This is a genomic window from Paracoccus sp. S-4012, from assembly GCF_009674885.1.
Classification (GTDB): domain Bacteria; phylum Pseudomonadota; class Alphaproteobacteria; order Rhodobacterales; family Rhodobacteraceae; genus Paracoccus.
The window spans coordinates 83,187-104,843 of record NZ_WKKA01000003.1 but is presented as its reverse complement, the minus strand read 5'-3'; the positions used below and the strand labels follow the sequence as shown (position 1 = coordinate 104,843).

Genomic DNA, 21,657 nt, shown 5'->3' with positions numbered 1-21,657 from the left:
CGCCGTCAGCCCTTCAGCCGCTCGGCCAGGTAGTCGCGCAGCACAACGGCCTGGTTGTGCTCGTGGTCATGCGCGTCGAAGAGGAGCGTGACCCGCCCCTTGCGGCACCATGCGAGGCATCGCTCCACCGCCTGGGGATTGTCGTCCAGCTCGGCCCGGTAGCGGGTGCGGAACGCCTCCCACTTCTGCGGGTCATGGCCGAACCACCTTCGCAGCTCCGTGCCGGGCGCGACGTCGCGGACCCATTCGTCGAGGTGCAACGCCTCCTTCTTGATCCCGCGCGGCCACAGGCGATCCACCAGCAGCCGCGCGCCTTCGCCGGCGCCGGGATCGTCGTCGCGGACCGGTGCGATGCTGATCCGCGCGCTCATTCCCTGGCCGCTTCCTCCCTCAGCAGGTCCAAGGTCTTGATCGAATGTGCATAGGCGGCGCCGGCGCGCATTTCGGCCGCAACCCAGATCGCCTCCATGATCTCCTCGGCCGACGCACCCTCGCGGCGGGCGCCCTTGACATGTCCCTCGATGCACCAAGGGCATTGCGTCACATGCGCCACCGCGACCGCGATCAGCTGCTTGGTGCGCTTGTCGAGCGCGCCCGCGGCGAAGACCGCCTTCGAGAACGCCTTGAAAGCGTCATCCGCCTCGGGCGCAAGGGCGTGACGGCGCTGGGCGATCTCGAGCGTGGGCTTCGGCATGCGGATGTCGGACATGGATTTTTCCCCTTCTGCCGTCATGCGGTGAGCATGCCGAGTGTCACGAGGGCGGAGCATTGGGTGGCTCCTTCTTCGTGGTGCCCTGCTGTCCGCCGGTGATCGGGCCAACGCAGGACCCGAGCACCGGTTCCGGGAAGCCACCACGCGGCGGGCACGCCCACGGCTGTAGTCGCCCGGCGCGCAGCCACTCCCCCCACTGCCGTCAGCTCAGCCGCGCGCCGCGCGAAGCCTCGCCGGTGCGCTTTCGAGGACCGCATGCGTGGCGTAGCCGCCGGCCGCGATCGCCGCGATCGCGAGGATCGCCGCAAACGAGAGCGTCGGGACGCCGCTCAGACCCGCGCCGATCGTGCAGCCCCCGGCCAGCACGCCGCCGAGGCCCATCAGCGCAGCCCCAGTGCATAGCGCGCCGTCTCCGGCCCGGTGGAGAAGGATTGCAGCCGCAGCCGGCGGCCGAACGCAGCCGACAGGAACGCGCCGCCAAGGGTGCCGCCGATCAGGCCCGCGCCGAAGCCCGCGGGGATGGAGGTGGCCGCGATCAGCCAGAACAGCGCGTCGGCCGACGGCCCGGCATAGGACAGGCCCTGCGCCGCCACCGGCTCGAACGGGTCGGCGGCGAGGATCGTGCCCCCGATCCAGGCCAGCGGCACGAGCGCGCCGATCAGCGCCCCCATGACCAGCCGCCCCGCACCCGCGCCCGAGCGAACCGCCGCGGTGGCGAGCGCCACCGTCAGCAGCGCGGCCCAGAAGCCTGCGCCCCCCGGCAGCGCGGCGAGGGTGACATGCGGGCCGAGAGCGACGCTCAGCGACCCGATCCCCTCGCGCAGCGGCGACAGCACCCCCTTCATGGTCGCATGGGCGATCACCGCGATGACGAGGAGGGTCATGGCGGCCCGCATGTTTCCCGTGGCGGCGAGCACCGCATGGCGCGAGATGCAGCCGCGCGCGAGGATCATGCCGGCGCCGAACAGCAGCCCGCCCACAAGGATCGAGGCCAGCGGCAGGTCGGAGGCGAGGAAGCGGTGCCCCTCAAAAGACACCCAGCCCGCCGCCACGGCAAGCTGCGTCAACCCCACGGCCACCGCGAGCGCCGCGGCCCAGACGCCCGCCGCCTCGGTCCGGTCCGAGCCGACGAGGGCGCGGCGGAAACAGACGGCGCTGCGCTCGGCCAGGGCGCCGAAGGCAAGCCCAAGGCCAAGCCCGAGGACCAGCGAGGCCAGCCCCGTGCCATAGGCTTCGAGAAATCCGTCGAGCATCGCGAGCTCCCGCGTGTGAACCGGGTTGTCACCTTGGCCGAGGGGCAGCGGCGATCAAGTCTTGGCGAGCCAAAAGAACAAGCGGGGCGCAGAACAGCCTTCCGTAAGGCCGCGCACGCGAAGGACACCGTTCCGGTTTCAGCCCGAATGCAGAAAGCTAGCGCGTTGATGAAGCCTTGTCGCCCGGCGCTGTCTTTTTCTGCCTCCGCGCGTCACCTCGGCCCGGTTGGCCCGCTGGACGCCGAGATTGACACGGGAAAGCAGTCCCCGGTGTCACAGCGGTGAAATATCGCCCTCGGCCCGCAAGGCGTGGAACTCTGCCACGAACTCCCCCAGCCGCCGCCCCGCGATCGCCTCGCGCAGACCGGCCATCAACTCCTGATAATAATGCAGGTTGTGCCAGGTCGTCAGCATCGAGGCGATGATCTCGCCTGCGCGCGTGACGTGGTGCAGATAGGCGCGGGAGTAGCCGCGACAGGCGGGGCAGGTGCAGGTTTCGTCCAGGGGGCGCGAGTCGTCGGCGTGGCGGGCGTTGCGCAGGTTGACCTGGCCCCGCCGTGTCCATGCCTGACCCGTGCGGCCGGAGCGGGAGGGCAGGACGCAGTCCATCATGTCCACGCCGCGCTCGACCGCGCCGACGATGTCGTCGGGCTTGCCCACGCCCATCAGGTAGCGGGGGCGGTTCTCGGGCAGCAGACCGGGCGCGTAGTCCAGCACCCCGAACATCGCCTCCTGCCCCTCGCCCACCGCGAGCCCGCCGATGGCGTAGCCGTCGAAGCCGATGCCGTTGAGCGCCGCCGCGCTCTCCTCGCGCAGCTCGCGCGTGACGCCGCCCTGCATGATGCCGAATAGCGCATGCCCCGGCCGGTCGCCGAAGGCGTCGCGCGAGCGCTGCGCCCAGCGCATCGAGAGGCGCGTGGAGGCTGCGACCTCGGCCTCGGTCGCCGGCAGCGCGGGACATTCGTCAAAGGCCATGACGATGTCGGCGCCGAGCAGCCGCTGAATTTCCATGCTGCTTTCGGGGCTGAGCAGGTGGCGCGAGCCGTCGATATGGCTGGCAAAGGTCACGCCCTCCTCGGTCAGCTTGCGAAGGGACGCGAGGCTCATCACCTGGAAGCCGCCCGAGTCGGTCAGGATCGGGCGGTCCCAGTTCATGAAGCGATGCAGGCCGCCGAGGCGCGCGACGCGGGAGGCCCCCGGGCGCAGCATGAGGTGGTAGGTGTTGCCGAGCAGGATGTCGGCGCCGGTGGCCCGGACGCTCTCGGGCAGCATGGCCTTGACCGTCGCGGCGGTGCCGACCGGCATGAAGGCCGGGGTGCGGATCTCGCCGCGGGGCGTCGAGATGACGCCGGTGCGGGCGGCGCCGTCGGTCGCGTCGAGGCGGAAGCTGAAGCTCACATCAGCCCCTCGGCCCGGAACAGCGCCGCGACGTCCGCCTGCGCGCGGGCGCCCACATGCGAGATCACCTCGGCCGCGGCGATGCAGCCCATGCGGCCCGCGCGCGCGAGGTCGCGGCCGGTGGCGAGGCCGTAGATCAGCCCGGCGGCAAACTGGTCCCCGGCGCCGGTCGCATCCACCGGGGTCAGGCGGTTGACCGGGGCGGTGGCGCGCTCGTCGCCGCGGATCAGGATCGCGTCGTCGCCAGAGCGGGTGCAGATCACCGTGCCGCAGTCCTCCACCGCGCGGGCCAGCGCGGCGTCGAGGTCGGTGGTCTGGTAGAGCGCGGTCCATTCGTGGACATTGCCGATCACGTAGTCCATCGGCCCGGCGACGAGGCGGCGGAAGTCCTCGCGGTGGCGCTCGACGCAGAACGGGTCGGAGAGCGCGATGCCGGCCTGCCCCCCCGCCGCGTGGCAGGCCTCGGCGGCCTTGAGGAAAGCGGCCTTCCCCTCCGGGCGGTCGAAGAGATAGCCCTCTAGGAACAGCCAAGGGCCGCCCGCGAAGACGCCGGTGTCAACATCCGCGCCCGACAACTCGGCCGAGATGCCGAGCCAGGTGTTCATCGACCGCTCGCCGTCGGGGGTCACGAGGATGATCGAGCGCGAGCTAGGCAGCGTCGCTCCCGCGACGGCCGGGTTCACGAAGGCGCAACCGGCGGCCTCGGTGTCGCGGGCATAGGCGCGACCGATCTCGTCATCGGCGACACGGCCGATGAAGGCGGTGCCGAGACCCAGTCGCGCGATGCCGTCGAGCGTGTTGGCGACCGAGCCGCCGGGGATCATCCGCGCGGCATGCTCGCCAAGCGCCCCGGTCAGCGCCTCGGAGCGCTCGCGGTCCACCAACTGCATGACCCCCTTCTCGACCCCGAGCCGCGCAAGCAGCGCCTCGTCCACCGGCGCGATCACGTCCATGACGGCGTTGCCGATGCCGACGACGTCGAAGCGGCGGCCGTTTGCGTGAGTGAGGCTCATTGGGTCTTCTCCGGGTAGGGGCAGAGGTCGCGGATCAGGCAATCAGGGCAGCGCGGCCGCCGCGCCTGGCAGATATGGCGGCCATGCAGGATCAGCCAGTGATGCGCGCGGGTCTGGGCGAAAGCGGGGACGTTGTCCTCGACCGCGCGCTCGACCGCCTCGACGTCGCGGCCGGGCGCGATATGGGTGCGGTTGGCGACGCGGAAGATGTGGGTATCCACCGCCTGCGCGGGCAGGCCCCAGATCGCGTTCAGCACGACGTTCGCGGTCTTGCGCCCCACCCCCGGCAGCGCCATCAGCGCCGCGCGCGATGAGGGCACCACGCCGCCGTGGCGCTCGATCAGCAGCGCGCTCAGGCGGATCACGTTCTTCGCCTTCTGGCGGAACAGGCCGAGGGTGCGGATATGCTCGATCATCGCCTCCTCGCCCAGGGCCAGCATCGCCTGCGGCGTGTCGGCCGCCTCGAACAGGGCGCGGGTGGCGCGGTTCACGCCGATATCGGTCGATTGCGCCGAGAGGGCGACCGCCACGAGGAGCGTGAAGGCGTTGGAGTATTCGAGTTCGGTCTCGGGCGCGGGCTCGGCGCCCTCGAAGCGCGAGAAGATCTCGACCTGCGCCGCATAGGGCAGCGGCGGGGGCAAGCGGCGTGAGGGAAGGGCGGCCATGCGGCCTCTCATGGCGGGGCGGGGGGCGGGATTCAAGCGCGCGCGGCTGGACAGCCGGGGCGGCATGCCGGAAACTCGAGCCGGACCAGCGAGGGAGGCCCCGATGCGCCTGATGCCCACCGCCCTGCCCCGCTCTCCCACCCCGCCCGAGGAACCCGCCCTGACCGTCACCTGCGTCGGCCTGCCTTCGGACGCGGCTGGCGCGACGCTCTGCGTCGGGCGGTTCGAGAGCCCAGTCGGGCCGCTGATCGTGATGGGCTCAGGCGGCACCCTCTGGGGCCTCGGGCTTGCCGCCGAGATCGGAGAGGACGCGGTGCGCGCGGACCTCGCCCGCCGCTGGCCTGGCACCCGGCTGGTCGAGGCGCCCGAAGCCATGGCCCCCATCGTCGGGGCGCTGCTGCGCGGACGGGGCGAGATCCGGGTGCGGCTGGTGGGAACGGCGTTCCAGACCCGCATCTGGCGCGCCTTGCTGGAGGTGCCGAGCGGCGCAGTGATCGGCTACGGCGCGCTCGCGGCGCGGATCGGCAACCCCGGCGCGGCACGTGCCGCGGGGCGGGCCGTGGGGCAGAACCCGGTCGCATGGATCGTGCCCTGCCACCGCGTCGCCCGCGAGAGCGGGGCCGAAGGCGGGTATCACTGGGGGCTGACGGTCAAGCGCGCGCTGCAGGCGCGCGAGCGGGCCGAGGGGTAAGGGCCGGGCAAACCCCGGCCCCGCCTGCATCACATCGGGCGGACGATGATCTCCACCCGGCGGTTCTGCGCCCGCCCCGCGGCGGTGTCGTTCGAGGCCACCGGCTGCGAGAAGCCGCGGCCCGCTGCCGCGACCCGCGACTGCGCCACGCCACCCGCTGTCAGAATGCCCGCAACGGCCCGCGCCCGACGCTCGGACAGCCCTTGGTTGTAGGACGCCGTGCCGGTCGAGTCGGTGTGACCGATCACCTCGACACGGGTGTTCGGATACTGGTTCAGGTTCCGCGCGATGGCGTAGAGGTCGTTGACCGCCGGACCCGAGACCGCCGCCGAGTCGAAGCCGAAGAGCACCGACTCGGGCAGGTTCACGTTGATCGCCTGCCCGGTGTTCGTCACCGTCACGCCGGGGGTCGTGACCGCCTGCTGCATCGCGCGGGCCTGCGCGTCGAGCGCCGCCCCGCCGAGGCCGCCGACCGCCGCGCCGACCGCCGCGCTGCGGATGATGTCGCGGCCCTGGTTGTTGCTGTCGTCGTCGCGCTGCGCGCCGAAGATGGCGCCCACGGCGGCACCTGCGAGGGCACCCTGCTGGGCGCGGTTCATCTGCGTCGGCTGGCCATACTGGTCGGTGGCGCAGGCACCGAGCACCATGAGGCTGGCCGAGGCGAGGATGAGAGGCATGCGGAAGGTCATCGTAGTTCCTTTCTCGAGGCGCGGGTCGGAACGTCCCGCCGAAGATCATTGAGCCGGAAGCTGCCAGACAAACGCCGCATAAGCCACTTAGGTAGCACGAAGAAAGCGTCACATCCTGTCAAGCGGCGGCACATCGCCGTGATCCGCGCAGCCGCGCGCGCGTTCCTCTCCAAAAGCGAAACCGCCCGCGAGGGATCGCGGGCGGTTTCAAGCGTCGGTGGCCGGGCGTCAGTGCAGGTGCGCGGCGACCTCGTCGATGCCGCGGTCGATGGCAGCGGTGCCGCTCTCCGCGGTCTGCTGAGCCTGCAGGATCTCCGCCGCGGCGGCGACTGCGGTCTGCACGGCGCGGTCGCGGACGGCGCGGACGGCCTCGTTCTCGGCCGAGGCGATCTGCTCCTCGGCGGCCTTCAGGCGCCGCGCAATCGAGACCTCGAGGTCCTTCTTCGCCTTGACCGCCCCGGCCTCGGCCTCGCGGCGCGCGTTGGCCACGATCTCCTCGGCCTGGCCGCGCATTTCCCGCTGGCGCCGCTCATATGAGGCGTAGATGTCCTGCGCCTCGTCGCGCAGCCGCCGGGCCTCCTCGAGGTCGGCGCGGATGCCGGCCGCGCGCTTGTCGAGCAGGCTGCCGAGCGCCGAGGGCACCTTGAAGTAGAGCAGGATGCCGGCGAACAGGACGAAGGCGATCAGGACGACGAAGTCGGTGTTCCGGAGCGAGAAGAACGCACCCCCGGCGGCGAAGGCGGGGGCCGCCATCAGCGTCGCGACGCCGGACAGAAGAACGGGACGGATCATCTGGCGGCTCCTCACGATGCGGCCTGCAGGCGGCGGTCCACGGCGGCGGTGACCGAAGCCTCGTCGGGCTGGCCGCCGAAGGCGCGGACCAGTTCGGCCGTGACCTCGCGGGCGACGCTGCGGGCGTCGTCGAGCGAGCTTTCGCGGATCTCGCCGATGCGGCGCTCGGACTCGGCCGCGCGGGCGGCGATCTCGGCGTCGGCATGGGCGATGGCGGCGTCAATCTCGGCCTGAACCCCGGCCTTCTGCTCGGCCGCGATGCCCTGGGCCTCGCTGCGGGCAGCCGCGAGGGCCTTCTCATAGGCGCTCTCGGCGTCGCGGGCCTTGCGCTTGAACTCCTCGGCCGCGCCGAGGTCGCCCGAGATGGCGTTCTGGCGGTCGGCCAGCACGCCGCCGATGCGCGGCAGCGCCACGCGCGAAAGCACCCACCAGCTCGCCACGATCGTCAGGATCAGCCAGAAGATCTGGTTGCCGAAGGTCGTGAAGTCGATCTGCGGGATGCCCCCGGCGCTCTCCGGGGCAGGCGCGGTGGTCATCGGCATGGTCACCGTGGGCAAGGCGCCCTCGATGGCGGCCTCGACCGAAGGGGGCGAGCTGCCGGGCGGCACCGTGATCGTCACGGCGCCGGCCTCCGGGGAAGTGGTCTCGACCGCAACCGGCGCGGTCGTCTGCTGCAAGAGCGTGATCATGTCCTGTCCCTGCGCGTCGTCGGTGACGGTCGGCGGGCGGCCAGGGGAGCCTTCCCCTGCCGCCCGCGCTGACGAAGCAAGCCTGGTGTCAGATCGCGAACATCAGCAGGACGGCGACCAGGAACGAGAAGATCCCGAGCGCTTCGGCGAAGGCGAGGCCGATGAACAGCGTCGCGGTCTGGCTGGCCGCGGCCGACGGGTTGCGCAGCGCGCCGGCGAGGAAATTGCTGGCCACGTTGCCAACACCGATGGCCGCCACGCCCGAACCGAGGGCCGCGATGCCGGCACCGATGTACTGGCCGAGTTGAGCGATGTCGCCTTCCATGTCGTCTCTCCTTGGACTGGAACTTGTGTGATGGGGTTGGCCCGACCGGCCCCTCAGTGGTGAGGGTGCAGCGCGTCCTTGAGGTAGACGCAGGTCAGGATGGTGAAGACATAGGCCTGGATAAAGGCCACGAGGATCTCGAACCCGTACATCGCGACGACGCCGAGGATCGAGACCGGGGCGATCCACAGGACCGCGGCGAAGCCCGCGAACACCTTCATCACCGCGTGCCCGGCCATCAGGTTGCCGGCAAGTCGGATGGAGTGGCTGACGGGGCGCACGAAATAGCTGATGAGCTCGATGATGGCGAGGACCGGCCTGAGCGCGAGCGGCGCCGAGGAGATCCAGAAGAGCTTGAGGAAGCTCGCCCCGTTCCGCGCGAAGCCCACGCCGGTGACGGTGACGAAGACCGCGAGCGCCAGCACCGCCGTCACCGCAATGTGCGAGGTCACGGTGAAGCCCAGCGGCACGAGGCCGAGCAGGTTCGCAAACAGGACGAACAGGAACAGCGTCATGATGTAGGGGAAGAACTTCACCCCCTCGTGACCGGCGACGTCGTCCACCATCTTGTGGACCATGCCATAGGCCATCTCGGCGATGGACTGGACGCGGTTCGGGATCAGCCCGCGACCGCCCGTGCCCCAGACCATCAGCGCGATGATCGCCAGCACGATGAACGCCATCCACAGCGTCACGTTCGTCGGCTCGTACCAGTTGACGGTCTCGCCCGGCCCCAGGGTGCGGAACAGCGGGGTCACGATGAACTGGTCCATCGGGTGGAAGACCAGCCCGGTTGCTTCGCCTTCGGTCGCCATCAGCGGTCCTCGTCCTCGTCGTCCTCGGGCGCATCCCGCGCCGCCTTGTCCCCCGCGTCCGGCGGGGGCGCGGTAATCTCCCTGGCCGTCCTCAGCATCGTCTTCACCCCGGCCACAAAGCCGAGCATGAGGAAGATCACCAGCATGAACGGCCGGGTGCCGAACAGCCAGTCGAGGCCCCAGCCGATGATGAAGCCGATGACCATGCCGGCCACGAGCTCGATCACCATGCGCCAGGCGAGGTTCGCCTGGTTGAAGCTATCCCCGGACAGGCCGGAGGGTACGGGCGCGGGAGCCTTGCGCTGCCCCAGCCTGGCCTCCAGGTCCGCGAGCCGGGCCGCGTCGCGCCGCCGCTGCTCCTCGTCCTCGAGCCGTCCGGGCAATGCAGGTTCCCCCGTCCCCTGAGTTGGCGGGGTGATAGGGGGGCGGGGCCGGGGTGTCAAGGCTGCGCAAGCCATTGAAATCGCTATCACCGCGAACATCATGCGCGGGGGTTGCCGGTCTCCGGGCGCCGGGCGCATACTCAACCGCGAAGTTGAAGGTGGCGGCCTGCGTGACCCGAACCGATCCAGACGCCCGGCGCTCGGCCCCTGCCCCGCGCGATGCCGCGCTCGATGCCGTCTTCGCGGCACTGGCGGATCCGACCCGGCGCGCCATCCTGTCGATGCTGCTCGAGGACGACATGGCCGTCAGCGACGTGGCGGAACCCTTCGCCATGTCGCTGGCCGCGATCTCCAAGCATCTCGTCACCCTCGCCGCCGCCGGGCTGATCCGGCAGGAGCGGCGCGGGCGGATCACCTGGTGCAAACTCGACCCCGAAGGGATGCGCGCGGCCGCGGTCTGGATGCGGGCCTTCGGCCTGCTCGACCCTCTCGATCTCGACGATTTCGAGCGTTTCCTGGCCGCGCAACTCGCGGCCGCAACCGAGGAACCCCCGCCATGATCCTGCTGCAGTTCGACTTTCCCATGACCGGCCCCTGGGGCGCCGAGATGGCCGAGGCGTTCCGCGACCTCGCGGAGGACATCGCCGCCGAGCCGGGCCTCGTCTGGAAGATCTGGACCGAGGCCCCGGACGAGAACCGCGGCGGCGGGCTCTACCTGTTCGAGACGCGCCCTCAGGCCGAGGCCTATCGCGAGAAGCACGCCGCCCGCCTCGCGGGCATGGGCGTCGAGGGCATTCGGGCGCTGATCTTCGAGATCAACCGCCCGCTGTCGCAGATCACCCGCGCGCCGCTCTGACGCGCGGCGGCGGCGTCAGGCCCAGGGCAACTCCGGCCCCCTCGGCACAATGCCGGTCGGGTTCAGCGCCCTGATCGAATAATACCCGCGCTTGATGTGGTCGATGCTGACCGTCTCGCGCACGCCGGGGAGCGCGAGGAACCGCTCCATGTAGCGGCTGACCGCCGGGTAGTCCGCCAGCCGCCGCAGGTTGCATTTGAACAGCCCGTGATAGGCCGCGTCGAAGCGGACCAGCGTCACGAAGAGCCGCACATCGGCCTCGGTCACGCGCTCGCCCAGCAGGAAGGCGCGGCTGTCTGCAAGGCGGCGCTCCAGTTCGTCCAGCACCTCGAAGACGCCGACCACGGCCTCGTCATAGGCCACCTGGGTGGTGGCGAAGCCCGCGCGATAGACGCCGTTGTTGAAGCGCGGGTAGATTTTGGCGTTCAGCGCCTCGATCTGCTCGCGCAGGTCCTCGGGGTAGAGGTCCACCGCCGGGTCGGCGAGGTCGCCGAAGCCCGAGTTCATCATCCGCAGGATGTCGGCGGATTCGTTGTTGACGATCGTGCCCCGCTGCTTGTCCCACAGCACCGGCACCGTTGCCCGGCCCGAGATATGCGGGTCGGCGCGCGTGTAGAGCTCGTGCAGGTAGGTCGCCCCGTTGACCGCGTCGCGGTCGGCGCCGGGGCTGTCGCCGAAGCGCCAGCCCTGCTCCGTCAGTTCCGGCTCGACCACCGAGAGCGAGATCACGCGCTCGAGGCGCTTCAGCTTGCGGCCGATCAGCGTGCGCGAGGCCCAGGGGCAGATCAGCGCGACGTAGAGGTGATAGCGGCCGGCTTCGGCCTTGAAGCCGCCCTCGCCGGTGGGGCCCGGACGGCCGTCCGGCGTCACCCAGTTGCGAAAACTGGAGGTCTGGCGGACGAAGCCGCCCTTCTCGTCCTTCGCCTGCACCGGGTGCCAGTCGGTGATCCATTTACCATCCACGAGCATGTCGGGTCCCTCCGTTCAGCGGCTCGCGGCGTCGAGCCGCTCGAGCGCGTCGGCGGGGAGGGTCACGTCCACCGCGCCGAGGATTTCGTCGAGCTGTTCGAGGCTCGTCGCGCTCGCGATCGGCGCCGTGAGGCCCGGACGCGACATCAGCCAGGCGAGCGCCACCTGTGCCGGAGCGGCGCCGACCTCGCCCGAGACTTCGCGCAGTCCCTTCAGCACCCGCTCGCCTCGTTCGTCGAAGTAGCGCGACACCATGCCCTTGCGGCTGGCCCCCTCGAGGTCGGCCTTGGTGCGGTATTTGCCGGTCAGGAAGCCAGCGGCGAGGGCGTAGAAGCTGACGGCGCCAAGGCCCTCGGCCTCGATCACCGGCCGCAGCGAGTCCTCGAACGTCGCGCGGTCATAGAGGTTGTATGCCGGCTGGATGACCTCGTAGCGCGGCAGCCCTTGAGCCTTCGAGACCTCGAGCGCCTGCCGGATGCGGTCGGCCTCGATGTTCGAGGCGCCGAGCGCGCGCACCCGGCCCGCTTCCACCTGCCGCCCGAAGGCGCCAAGGGTTTCTTCCAGCGGTACGTCCTTGTCGTCGATATGGGCGAAGTAGACGTCGATGTGATCGATCCGGAGGCGCTTGAGCGAGTCCTCCACCGCCGCCTCGATGTTCCTGGCCGAGAGCCCGGGGCGGCTGTCCCACATCCCGGTCTTGGTCATCACCACCACGTCGTCGCGCCGCCCGCGCTTCGCGAGCCACTCGCCGATCACCGTCTCCGAATCGCCGCCCGCGTTCCCCGGCACCCAGGCCGAGTAGGAATCCGCGGTGTCGATGGCGTTGAAGCCGCGTTCGACGAAGCGGTCCAAAAGCGCGAAGGAGCGGTCGCGGTCGGCGGTCCAGCCGAAGACGTTGCCGCCGAGGACCAGCGGAGCGATGGCGATGCCGGAACGGCCGAGTTCGCGGGTTTGCATGGAGCTTCCTTTCAGTTCGGGGCGGCGGCAGGGATGTCGCCCCTTCCGTCAAAGGAGATGGGCTCCGCTGGCCGCGCGACAATCGCCGCCCCAGGAAGATGATTGCTTCCGCGCCGGAAACACCGCCGCCAGGCCGGTCAATTCTCCAGAAACGCCCGCGCCAGCGAGTCGCTGATCGGCTTGACCAGATACTGCGCGAAGGTGCGCGAGGCGGTCTCGATCATCACCTCGGCCGGCATGCCCGGCGTGGGCGAGAAGCCGCGGATGCGCGCGAGCTCGCTCTGCGGAATGTCCACCCGGACGAGGTAGACGTCGCGCTGCGTGCCGTCGGCAGCATTCACCGGGATGGCGTCGGCCGAGAGGTAGATCAGCTCGCCCTCCAGCACCGGCGTGGTCCGCTGGTTCAGCGCGGTCAGGCGGATGTTGGCCCGCTGGCCGATCCTGATGCTGTCCACGTCGGTCCGCAGCACCTGCGTCTCGACGATCAGCGGCACGTCGTTGGGCAGGATCTCGAGGATCGGCTTGCCCGGCTCGATCACGCCGCCCGCGGTGTGATAGTGCAGCCGCACGACCGTGCCCGCGACCGGCGAGTGGATCTCGGCGCGGGTGAGGACATTCTCAGCGGTCATAGACTGCTCGCGGACCGAGTCCAGCTCGGCGTCGATGGTCTGCATCTCGTCCAGCGTGGTCGAGCGGTCCTCGTTGCGGGCCTGCTCGATCTGGGTCCGCGCCTTGGTAATCATCTCCTCGACTTCGGCCCGCTGCGAGCGCAGCCGTCCCGCCTCGCCATCGGCATCGGCGATGGCGCGCGAGAGGGCGTTGACCTCGGGGCGGCGGACGAGGCCGCGGTCCAGCAACTGCGCGCGGGCGTCGTAATCCTCCTGCAGCAGCGCCTTCTGCCGCAGGAGCGAATCGAGCTGGTCGTCGAAGCCGGTCAGCCGCGCCTGCGCGGCGGCGATGTTGCTCTGCAGCAGCAGGATGTCGCTGGCGAACTTGGCGCGCGACGCGTCGAAGTTGGTCTGCTGGTCGACCACGATGTCGCGGATCTCGGGGTCTGCGCGCTGCTCCTCGAAGAAGGGCGGCCAGTCCACGCGGTCCTCGCCCGCATATTCCGCCCGCAGACGCGCCGCGATCGCCTCCAGCCGCGCGCGGCGCAGCGTCAGCTCGCGCAGGTTCGCCAGCGGCGCGGTCTGGTCGAGCCGCACCAGAGGGGTGCCGGCCTCGACCCGGTCGCCCTCGGCGACGAGGATCTCGTCGATGACGCCGCCCTCGAGGTGCTGGACGATCTTGTTGCGCCCCGTGGCGACGAAGGTGCCCGAGGACAGGACCGCGGCGGAGAGCGGGGCGCGGAAGGCCCAGAGGCCGAAGCCGCCGAAGGAGACCGCCATCAGCACCAGCCCGAAGATGACGAAGCGCCCGACGGAACGCGGGGCATCCATGGACCAGTCCTGCTGCGGCACGAGTGAGGTGCTCATGGTCTCTCCCCCCTCAGCCCGCGGCCGCCGGGGCGGTCCCGGCTATCGGGGCGCCCGGCGCGGGCTGCCCGGAGCCGCGCTCGGCCAGCGCCTTCAGCATCCGCTCGCGCGCGCCGAACATCGCGATCTGTCCGTCGGCCAGCAGCATGATGTTGTCCACATGCTGCAGCAATTGGGCCTTCTGGGTGACGACGACGACCGTGATCCCGCTGCGCTTGGCGTGCTGCATGGCGAGCGCCAGCGCGCGGTCCCCGGCGCTGTCGAGGTTCGAGTTCGGCTCGTCCATTACCACGAAGCGCGGGCTGCCGAAGAAAGCGCGGGCGAGCGCGATGCGCTGCTTCTGCCCGCCCGAGAGCGGCGAGCCGTCCGGCCCCACCACGGTCTCGTAGCCCTCGGGCAGCATGGCGATCATGTCATGGACATCGGCGAGCACCGCCGCCTCGTAGATCTGCGCGTCGGTGGCATCCTCGCGCATCCGGGCGATGTTCATCTTGATGGTGCCGGGGAAGAGCTGCACGTCCTGGGGCAGGTAGCCGATGCTCTCGCCCAGTTGCCGCTGGTCCCAGTTCCTGAGGTCCATGAGGTCCAGCCGCACGCTGCCCGAGGTGGGCAGGATCGAGCCGACCAGCATCTTGCCCAGCGTCGTCTTGCCCGCGCCCGAATTGCCGACGATGGCGCAGGAGGCGCCGGGCTTGAGCGAGAAGGTGATCGAGTTCAGCACCACCCGCTTCGTGCCCTGCGGGACATAGAGCAGCCGCTCGACGTCCAGCCGCCCCTCCGGCCGCGGCAGCCGCAGCCGGTCGTGGTTCAGCGGCGACGCCTTGAGCAGGGTCGCGATGCGCCCATAGGCAGAACGCGACAGCAGGAAGTGGTTCCAGCCCTCGATCGCGCCCTCGATCGGGGCGAGCGCGCGGCCGGCGATGATCGAGGCGGCGATGACCATGCCGCCGGTGATCTCGCCATGCAGCGCCAGCCACGCGCCCCAGCCGAGGATGCCGACCTGCGTCAGCAGCCGCACCGCGCGCGAGGCGGCCGAGGTCATGATGTTGCGGTCCTGCGCCCGCACCTGCGCCCGCATCGAGGCGATGGCGTCGCGGCCCCAGATCGTCACCGCCTCGGGGATCATCGCGAGGGCGTTGATGATCTGCGAGTTGCGCGCCATCGAGTCGAGGTGGAGGTTGGCGTGGGTCTGGTGCCGGGTCGCCTCGGCGAAGGGCTTGGCGGTGATCTTCTGGTTCGTCAGCGCGATGATCAGCAGCAGCAGCGCGGTCCCGGCGACGATGAAGCCGAGGTCCGGGTGGACGAGGAAGATCGCCAGCACGAAGAGCGGCGCGAAGGGCAGGTCGAGGAACGCGAGCAGCGTGCCCGAGACGAGGAAGGTCCGCAGCTGCTGCAGGTCGCCCAGGATCTGGTATTCGCGCCCGTTGCTGTGCAGCGCTGCCCGCGCCGCCGCCGACAGGATCGGCGCGCCGAGCCGGGCCGAGAGATCGACCGAGGTCCGCATCAGGATGAAGCGGCGGATGGCGTCGAAGATCGCCTGCAGGATGACCGCGCCGACGATCACCACCGTCAGCATCACCAGCGTGTCGGTCGAGCGGCTGGTCAGCACCCGGTCCGAGATCTGGAACAGGTAAAGCGGGATCGCGAGGATCAGGACGTTGGTGGCGAAGGTGAAGACCATCACCGCCACCATGTTGGAGGTGATGGCGCGCAGGGCGCGGGGCAGCGCGCCGGCGATGTCGGTCTCGGCCACGCGGCGGTGGAAGCCGGGGCGCGTGTCCGCGTCCCCTCCTGCCCCGCCGCCCTTCGCGGCCGGGGCGGGGGTCGTCACCCGCCCCGCCTGCGCTTCGATCGTGCGCCCGAGGCCAGGCGCCGCGGGGGCCTGCGCCTCCCGCGTCGCGGTGCCGACCTTCGGGGGGTCCACGCGGCTCTCCGCGTCGAGCCGCAGCCTTGGGCCGCTCATGCCAGCACCGACTGCATCGGGTCGGCGGCGAGCCCATCCGCCGCCACGATCGGCGCGGGCGCCAGATCGTCCGCGGGCGCCGCGCCGCTCAGCATGCCGTCCGCCAGGAACAGGACCGCCTCGCTCGCGAGGCCTTCGTAACCGGATGGACCATCTGAAATGAACTCCGCCTGGTGGATCAGGGCGTCGGAATAGACGCCCCCGCGTGAATGAATCGTGGAATCGAGCCCGAACTCGGCGATCGAGGCCGCGTTGACGAGCACGTTCGAGCCGGTCGTGACCGAGACCGTGCCCGGCCCGCCGAGCGCCTCGGCCCGCAGCAGGTCCACCTGATCGGCGTCGCCGAGGATGTTGAGCTGCTGGATGATCTGCGCGGTGATCAGGTCGCCCTTGACGTGCAGCACCCGCAGCACGTCCAGCCCGGCGAAGGCCGGATCACCGGCCAGCCCGTCCGGCACCCGCGAGCCACCCAGGCCGCCGTCCAGCAGGTCGAGATAGGCACCCTGCGCCTGCGCGTGGTTGGCGAGGCCCGCCTCGTGGATGCGCGCGTCGTTGAGCAGCAGGTTGTCGCCGCTTGAGCCGCTCGCGCGGCCGCCGCCGATGACGTGGTCGTTGTCGTAAAGGACGTTGGTCTGCAGGATCGCGGCAAGGTTGATGAGGTTGCCGTCGACCACGATCAGGTCGAAGAACATGCCGATCTCGACCAGCGAGACCTGGTTGGCGGCACCGTTGGCGCCGAAGACCAGCGTCGTCTCCGACCCTGTCAGCGTGATCGAGGTCACGTCGCCATCGCTGACGAAGTTGGTCTGCTTGACCCAGTTGAAGTTGATCAGGCTGCCCTCGATCGTGGTGACGGCCCAGAAGACAGGCTGGCCGTCGTCGCCCTCCGCCCCCCTCAGCACCGGGCGCGCGGCCTCCACCAGAGAGGCGTAGTTCACCGAAGTCGTCGGCGCGCAGCCGATCCCGCCCGCGAGCGCGCCGAGGATCGTGTCGGTGTCCGACCAGGCGTTGACCTGGCTTATGAGGTTGAAGCTGTAGCTCGCGCCGCCGACCACCATCACCGGGGCCGCGATCCAGCTGGCCTGCAGCGAGACCTCGTTCAGCAGCAGGTTGGCGCCGTGGACGATCTCGTGCACCGGGCCGTCATCGGCGCGGCCGCCCCCGCTGCCGTCCGCGTCGTCGGCGGGGCCGCGGCCGGGCAGCGCGTCCTTCCATCCGGCGGGCAGCAGGTCGTCGAGGACCGGCGCCTCCTCCACCGAGACGCCGTTCAGGAACTGCCCCGCCGCATCGGCGCCGTGGAAGGTGATGGCGGTGACGCCTTCGGGCGCCTCCGGCACCTCGGCGGCGAAGAGCGCCTCGGCCATGCCAAGGAACGATGCCTCGCTTTCCGGCAGGTCCAGCTGCACCTGGACGCCGATCGACAGGGCGATCTCGGTCAGGGCATCGAGCTGCTGGGCCAGGGCCGTCTGCGACAGGACGCTGCCCGCGAACATGTCGGGGGCCAGCAGGTCCACGTCCTCCAGCCGCAACTGCTGATGGATCACGACGGCGACCGACGGCGGCGGCTCGATCTCGAAGACCGGGTCCGCGGCATGCGCCCTCGCGGTCCCGCCATGGTCATGGTCGCGGAACGGCGGCGTCGCGATCGGCGCGAGGGGGATCGAGTGCATCGGCACGTCGGGCACGCCGCGGATGCCGAGGCTCGCCCCGCCCTGGGCCAGAACACCCTCGGGCGTGTAGCGGACGGCGCCGTTTGCATCGAGGGGGGTGTAGGAATGCGACACGCGGGCATCGAGGGCGCTGATCCTCCCCGGATCGACGCTCGGCATCTGCATCGCGAGATCGTCGTAATCGAGGCGCAGGCGCGGGTCTTCCTGCGTGAGCGCGAAGAGGCCGATGAAATGCCGGATCGCGTCTTGAGCGGCGTCGTTCAAAAACATCACTCGAAAATCCTTGTGCTGAAGCACCGCAGCCGCTTGGCGCCAAGCAAATGGCCTGCGCGGGGGCGCCCGCGCAGGCCGGTCTCAGGACGGGCCTCAGCTCATGTCGTCGTCGCCGACAACGGTCGAGCTCAGGCTGCCGCCGACCACGGTCATGTCGACCTGGTTGCCAAGCACGTTGGCCCCCATGACGATGCTCTGGTTGAAGGCGGTCGTCTCGAGGATCGCGTCGGCCGAGGCGGTCGAGTAGCCATTCACATAGCCGTCGTCGCCGTTGTTCGAGCCCCACGTCCCGGAATAGGCGGAACCGCCGTCGCCGGTCCAGATATCGCCGCCGGCCCCGCCGTTGCCGCTGTCGGCATTGCTGCCCGCGCCACCGATGCCCGCGCCGCCAAGACCGAGCGCGCTGCCGCCGTCGCCGGCCCAGGAGTAGCCGCCGCCCGCATGGGCGCTGCCGCCCGCGCCGCCATCGGCAGAGCCGCCGCCGGCATGGCCGCTGCCGCCCGCGCCGCCGTCCGAGTCGGCATTGCCGCCGCGGCCGCCGAGCGCCAGGCCGAGGCCGAGGCCGCCGCCATTGCCCTCGGAGGTGCCGCCGTCGCCGGCGGTGCCGGTGCCTTCGCCGGTCCCCGTGCCGTCGCCGTCGCCGCCGCGGCCGTTACCGCCCTCGCCGAGCGCCGCGCCGAGGCCCGCGCCGAGCCCGCCGCCGTTGCCGCCGTCGCCACCGGCGCCGCCGGTGCCGTCATAGTCGGCGTCGCTGTCGGCACGCCCGTTGCCGCCGTCGCCACCGGCGCCGCCGGTGCCGTCGTAGTCGGCATCGCTGTCGGCCCGGCCATTGCCGCCGTCACCGCCGGGGGCATTGCCGCTGTCGCCGCCGCGGCCATCGGCGTCACCGCCGAGACCGACGCCGATCAGGCCGAGCCCGAGGCCGAGCCCGCCGTCCCCGGCATCGCCCGCATGCGAGTGGCCGCCGTTGTCGCCGTCACCCCCGGCGCCGACCGCGCCCGAGTTGCCGCCGTCCCCGGCATCGCCGCCGTTGTCGCCGTCACCCCCGGCGCCGACCGCGCCCGAGTTGCCGCCGTCCCCGGCATCGCCGCCGCTCGCACCGCGGCCCCCGACGCCCACGCCGACACCCGTACCGTCGGCATCGGCGTCACCGACGCCGCCCCGACCGTCACCGCCGAGACCGGCGCCGAGACCGAGGCCGAGGCCCGTGCCGTCGCCGCCCGAGGCGTTGCCGCCAAGGCCGACGCCGAGACCAACGCCCGCCGACTCGGCGTCACCGCCAAAGCCGCCGATCGCGCCGGAATCGCCGCCGCTGCCGCCATCGGCATTGCCGCCATCGGCATCCGCATCGCCGCCCGAGCCGCCGTCGGCATAGCCGCCGATCGCGCCCGAGTCACCGCCGTTACCGGCCGTGGCCTCGCCGCCGCCGGCCAGCACGCTGCCGCCGAACGCCGCGGCAACGCCATCGCCGCCATCCGCACTTCCGGCGCCGCCGCCGGTGCCGCCGTCGGGCGAGACGTTGATGCCCTCGTCGGCATTGGCATCGCCGGCGATCGCATCACCGTTCTGGTTGAACGTGCCGTCGTTCGAGACGGTGGCGTTATGGAGGACGTCGTTGTCCTGCATGTTGCCAGCCTGGACGATCGTCTGCGCGCTGTCGTTGCCGCCACCGTTCAGGGCATCGCGCAGCATGTTGTCCATGCTGATGTCGTTCTGGAAGCCCAGATTGATGTCGCCGTCGCGGTTGACGAGCAGGTTGTCGACGCTTGCGCTGCCGCTGAGGTCGATATCGGCGAAGTCGTCGTCGCTGGGCTGCCAGCCGGTCATGTCGAAGCCGAGATCGACGTCGACGTTCACGTCGGTATCGACATTCGTGTCCACGTCCGTGTCGACGTCGGTGTTGTTCTCGGCCCGGTTCTCGGCCGAGTTCTCGGCCCGGTTCTCGGCCGAGTTCTCGGCCCGGTTGTCAGCCCGGTTGTCTGCCCGGTTGCCAGCCTCGTTGTCAGCCGTGTTGCTGTTGAGGTTCAGGTTCGCGTTGCCGTTCAGGTTCCCGTTGGCGTTCAGGCTCCCGTTCCCGTTCAGGTTGAGGTTGCCGTTACCATTGCCGTTGCCGTTGTCATTGGCGTTGGAGTTGTCGTTGGAGCTCTCGCTCGACTGTGACTGATCCTGGCTCTGGTCCTGGTCCTGGTCCTGGTCCTGGTCCTGGTCTTGATCCTGGTACTGATCCTGATCCTGATCCTGGTCCTGGTCCTGATTGTTGAAGGGCCAGGCCATGTAGTTCTGGTTGCGCGAACTCATTGTCGTCGCTCCTCACCGGTGAGCGCAGCGGCTGCCAATGACCTATCAAGCAGCGTGACCGCGCCGTTCCCTGGGGGTGTCTGCCGAAGGCACGGCCAGCCGCTGGACCACGGTCCATCGTCGCAATCGACGCCGGGCTGACGCGTATCTTCAGCTGCGAGGGCGCGCGGTTCCCCCCTTGTCCGCGCTGCCCGGTGCCGGATCGGTGCTGCACGCGACCATCCGACATCCGCAGCCTAGGGCCATCGGCAGGAACCTGCCCAGCCGCGCAAACGGCCTGTCTTCCGCTTGCGCCGGACGGTCAGGGGCCCTGCCTTTGCGGCGAGGGCGGTGGGGTCGTTAAACTTTGAGCTATATCCAAAGGACTATTCCTTTTGGGCCAGAAGTCTGGGAGCATGCACCTGTCCGAGGGCCCCCGCGGAATGGTGAGGGGGTCCGCCACGCGGGTTTCAGCGTGGTGCCACAGTGCCGGTGGAAGATTGTTTCGAGTCTTGTTTCGACGCGCACGATCCGTCGCGAGTCGAATCTGTCGATTGATCATGGGGGAACCATGCCCAGTGAATCCTTGTCATCGAAACCGCAATCCGGCAATTCGCGCCGCCCGCCCGACCTCGCGCTCGTCGGCTCGGGCAACAGCTTCTCGGAGCCGCTCGTGCGGGCCATGAGCCAGAGCCTGCGCGGCACCGCCATCGTCCACCTGCGCGACCTCGCCGCCCTGAGCGAGTTCGCCGACCGGGGCCGGCTGCGGCTGCTGCTGGTCGACGAGGAATGCCTGCGCGAGGCGCCGCGCGGCCCGGCCGCCCCGCCCGGCTGCCCTCCGAACATGGGGCTCGCGCTCGCCTATCACGACGCGGCCTATGCCGCGGCCCTCTACCGTGCCGAATCGGCGCCGCTCGGGGTCAGCAGCTTTCTTCCGATCGACGTGCGCCTCGACCTGTGGCTGTCGATCATCCGCCTGCTGCTGCTGGGCGGGCAGTATGTGCCGCCGCAACTGGCCGAGCCGCAGCCGCCCGCCGCCGAATCTGCGGGGGAACGATACGACGAGGAGGAGGACGGGCTGGGCCTCACGCCGCGCCAGCTCGCGGTGCTGCAGCTGGTCGCGGACGGATTGCCCAACAAGGTGATCGCGAGCCGCCTCGGCCTCTCGGACCACACCGTAAAGCTGCACATCCACAACATCATCGAGCGGCTGGGCGTCCATAACCGCACCGGCGCCGCCGCCCGCTTCCACGCCACCCGCGTCTCATGAGCGCGGCGGCCCGCGACGAGGACCGCTCGGCCCTCGTCCGCGACCTCGACGCGGTGTTGCTGCGCGTCGGGCGCCTCAACTATTCATGGAGCAACACCGAGAGCCTGCTGGTCCATCTGCTCGCCGGGCTCGCCGGGGTGAAGCAGGACGTGGCGGTGGTGCTGTTCCTGTCGCTCAGCTCGACCCGCGCCCGGATCGAGCTGATCGAGCGCCTCGCCAAGCTCTGCCGCCCCGAGGGCGCGGAGCGCGCGACGATGCTGGCGCTGCTGGCCCGGTTCGGGCGGCTGGGCGCGGTGCGCAACCGCTTCAACCACAGCATCTGGTCCTTCGATCTGGAAAGCGGCTCGATCTCGACCATCCTGATGCGGATCGCCGACCGCAAGTCGACGATCCGCATGGGCAAGAGCGAGACCGTGGACGAAAAGGAACTGGCGCGGCTGGACGAGACGCTCGAGGCGATCACGGCGCTGAACCGCGACATCTGGGAGTTCCTGGCGCGCTACGACTACCCGGTGAAGTGAC

Annotated in this window: 22 protein-coding genes and 1 pseudogene; 5 read left to right on the top strand and 18 right to left on the bottom strand. The window is 70.5% G+C overall.

The genetic code is table 11. From position 1 onward, the window contains the following. Nucleotides 1-5 precede the first annotated feature (5 nt). The 6 genes and pseudogenes from GI374_RS05880 to nth form a co-directional block, all read right to left on the bottom strand. Entirely contained in the window at nt 6-371 is a 366-nt protein-coding gene (locus GI374_RS05880; RefSeq protein WP_154336101.1) for a DUF488 domain-containing protein, read from the bottom strand. Then, complete coding sequence (locus GI374_RS05875; protein ID WP_154336100.1) at nt 368-709, bottom strand: carboxymuconolactone decarboxylase family protein; 342 nt, start codon at nt 707-709, stop codon at nt 368-370. The genes GI374_RS05880 and GI374_RS05875 overlap by 4 nt, the downstream gene beginning before the upstream one ends. A gap of 210 nt (nt 710-919) precedes the next feature. Then, a pseudogene (locus tag GI374_RS05870) lies at nt 920-1,965 on the bottom strand (YeeE/YedE family protein). A 273-nt stretch (nt 1,966-2,238) separates the two neighbouring features. Then, nucleotides 2,239-3,363 (bottom strand): tRNA guanosine(34) transglycosylase Tgt, encoded by a 1,125-nt coding sequence (tgt, locus tag GI374_RS05865; RefSeq protein ID WP_370515170.1) that lies wholly within the window; start codon nt 3,361-3,363, stop codon nt 2,239-2,241. Next, a complete protein-coding gene (locus GI374_RS05860) occupies nt 3,360-4,376 on the bottom strand; it encodes an adenosine kinase (protein WP_154336099.1) in 1,017 nt (338 codons plus the stop codon). Before GI374_RS05860 ends, tgt begins: the two co-directional genes overlap by 4 nt. After that, a complete protein-coding gene (nth, locus tag GI374_RS05855) occupies nt 4,373-5,041 on the bottom strand; it encodes an endonuclease III (RefSeq protein WP_229582737.1) in 669 nt (222 codons plus the stop codon). The genes GI374_RS05860 and nth overlap by 4 nt, the downstream gene beginning before the upstream one ends. Before the next feature lie 103 nt (nt 5,042-5,144). On the opposite strand from nth, the gene GI374_RS05850 reads away from it, so the two are divergent. Beyond that, nucleotides 5,145-5,732, top strand: a complete 588-nt coding sequence (locus GI374_RS05850; protein ID WP_229582733.1) for a methylated-DNA--[protein]-cysteine S-methyltransferase — start codon at nt 5,145-5,147, stop codon at nt 5,730-5,732. A 29-nt stretch (nt 5,733-5,761) separates the two neighbouring features. On the opposite strand, the gene GI374_RS05845 is transcribed toward GI374_RS05850, so the two are convergent. From GI374_RS05845 to GI374_RS05820, 6 genes are all read right to left on the bottom strand, one after another. Then, nucleotides 5,762-6,421 (bottom strand): OmpA family protein, encoded by a 660-nt coding sequence (locus GI374_RS05845; protein WP_154336097.1) that lies wholly within the window; start codon nt 6,419-6,421, stop codon nt 5,762-5,764. A gap of 228 nt (nt 6,422-6,649) precedes the next feature. After that, entirely contained in the window at nt 6,650-7,213 is a 564-nt protein-coding gene (locus tag GI374_RS05840) for a F0F1 ATP synthase subunit B (protein ID WP_154336096.1), read from the bottom strand. An 11-nt stretch (nt 7,214-7,224) separates the two neighbouring features. After that, nucleotides 7,225-7,902, bottom strand: coding sequence for a F0F1 ATP synthase subunit B' (locus tag GI374_RS05835; RefSeq protein WP_154336095.1), 678 nt, complete (start codon nt 7,900-7,902; stop codon nt 7,225-7,227). 88 nt (nt 7,903-7,990) lie between these two features. Continuing rightward, the gene (locus GI374_RS05830; protein ID WP_154336094.1) at nt 7,991-8,227 is read right to left on the bottom strand and encodes a F0F1 ATP synthase subunit C; all 237 of its coding nucleotides are present in this window, start codon (nt 8,225-8,227) and stop codon (nt 7,991-7,993) included. A 53-nt stretch (nt 8,228-8,280) separates the two neighbouring features. Next, nucleotides 8,281-9,042 (bottom strand): F0F1 ATP synthase subunit A, encoded by a 762-nt coding sequence (locus GI374_RS05825; RefSeq protein ID WP_154336093.1) that lies wholly within the window; start codon nt 9,040-9,042, stop codon nt 8,281-8,283. Further along, nucleotides 9,042-9,425, bottom strand: a complete 384-nt coding sequence (locus GI374_RS05820) for an AtpZ/AtpI family protein (protein ID WP_370515169.1) — start codon at nt 9,423-9,425, stop codon at nt 9,042-9,044. The genes GI374_RS05825 and GI374_RS05820 overlap by 1 nt, the downstream gene beginning before the upstream one ends. A 170-nt stretch (nt 9,426-9,595) precedes the next feature. Between GI374_RS05820 and GI374_RS05815 the strand changes: the two genes are divergently transcribed. Both GI374_RS05815 and GI374_RS05810 read left to right on the top strand, forming a co-directional pair. Continuing rightward, the gene (locus tag GI374_RS05815; protein ID WP_370515168.1) at nt 9,596-9,985 is read left to right on the top strand and encodes an ArsR/SmtB family transcription factor; all 390 of its coding nucleotides are present in this window, start codon (nt 9,596-9,598) and stop codon (nt 9,983-9,985) included. Further along, a complete protein-coding gene (locus GI374_RS05810) occupies nt 9,982-10,281 on the top strand; it encodes a monooxygenase (RefSeq protein WP_154336091.1) in 300 nt (99 codons plus the stop codon). The genes GI374_RS05815 and GI374_RS05810 overlap by 4 nt, the downstream gene beginning before the upstream one ends. 15 nt (nt 10,282-10,296) lie before the next feature. Here the strand turns inward: GI374_RS05810 and GI374_RS05805 are convergent, their stop codons facing one another. The 6 genes from GI374_RS05805 to GI374_RS18840 form a co-directional block, all read right to left on the bottom strand. Further along, nucleotides 10,297-11,250 carry a glutathione S-transferase family protein gene (locus GI374_RS05805; RefSeq protein WP_154336090.1) on the bottom strand — a complete coding sequence of 318 codons (954 nt, stop codon included), beginning with the start codon at nt 11,248-11,250 and terminating at the stop codon, nt 10,297-10,299. Nucleotides 11,251-11,265: 15 nt separating this feature from the next. Then, on the bottom strand, nt 11,266-12,207 hold the full coding sequence (locus GI374_RS05800) for an aldo/keto reductase (RefSeq protein ID WP_154336089.1): 942 nt from the start codon (nt 12,205-12,207) through the stop codon (nt 11,266-11,268). 137 nt (nt 12,208-12,344) lie between these two features. Continuing rightward, a complete protein-coding gene (locus GI374_RS05795; RefSeq protein ID WP_154336088.1) occupies nt 12,345-13,682 on the bottom strand; it encodes an HlyD family type I secretion periplasmic adaptor subunit in 1,338 nt (445 codons plus the stop codon). A 13-nt stretch (nt 13,683-13,695) separates the two neighbouring features. After that, nucleotides 13,696-15,645, bottom strand: coding sequence for a type I secretion system permease/ATPase (locus GI374_RS05790; RefSeq protein ID WP_154336087.1), 1,950 nt, complete (start codon nt 15,643-15,645; stop codon nt 13,696-13,698). Next, nucleotides 15,642-17,585 carry a hypothetical protein gene (locus tag GI374_RS05785; RefSeq protein WP_154336086.1) on the bottom strand — a complete coding sequence of 648 codons (1,944 nt, stop codon included), beginning with the start codon at nt 17,583-17,585 and terminating at the stop codon, nt 15,642-15,644. Before GI374_RS05785 ends, GI374_RS05790 begins: the two co-directional genes overlap by 4 nt. Nucleotides 17,586-17,681: 96 nt before the next feature. Then, nucleotides 17,682-19,862, bottom strand: coding sequence for a hypothetical protein (locus tag GI374_RS18840; RefSeq protein WP_229582874.1), 2,181 nt, complete (start codon nt 19,860-19,862; stop codon nt 17,682-17,684). A 589-nt stretch (nt 19,863-20,451) separates the two neighbouring features. On the opposite strand from GI374_RS18840, the gene GI374_RS05775 reads away from it, so the two are divergent. Further along, the gene (locus tag GI374_RS05775; RefSeq protein ID WP_229582728.1) at nt 20,452-21,135 is read left to right on the top strand and encodes a response regulator transcription factor; all 684 of its coding nucleotides are present in this window, start codon (nt 20,452-20,454) and stop codon (nt 21,133-21,135) included. Continuing rightward, nucleotides 21,132-21,656, top strand: a complete 525-nt coding sequence (locus tag GI374_RS05770) for a hypothetical protein (RefSeq protein ID WP_154336083.1) — start codon at nt 21,132-21,134, stop codon at nt 21,654-21,656. Before GI374_RS05775 ends, GI374_RS05770 begins: the two co-directional genes overlap by 4 nt. Nucleotide 21,657 lies beyond the last annotated feature (1 nt).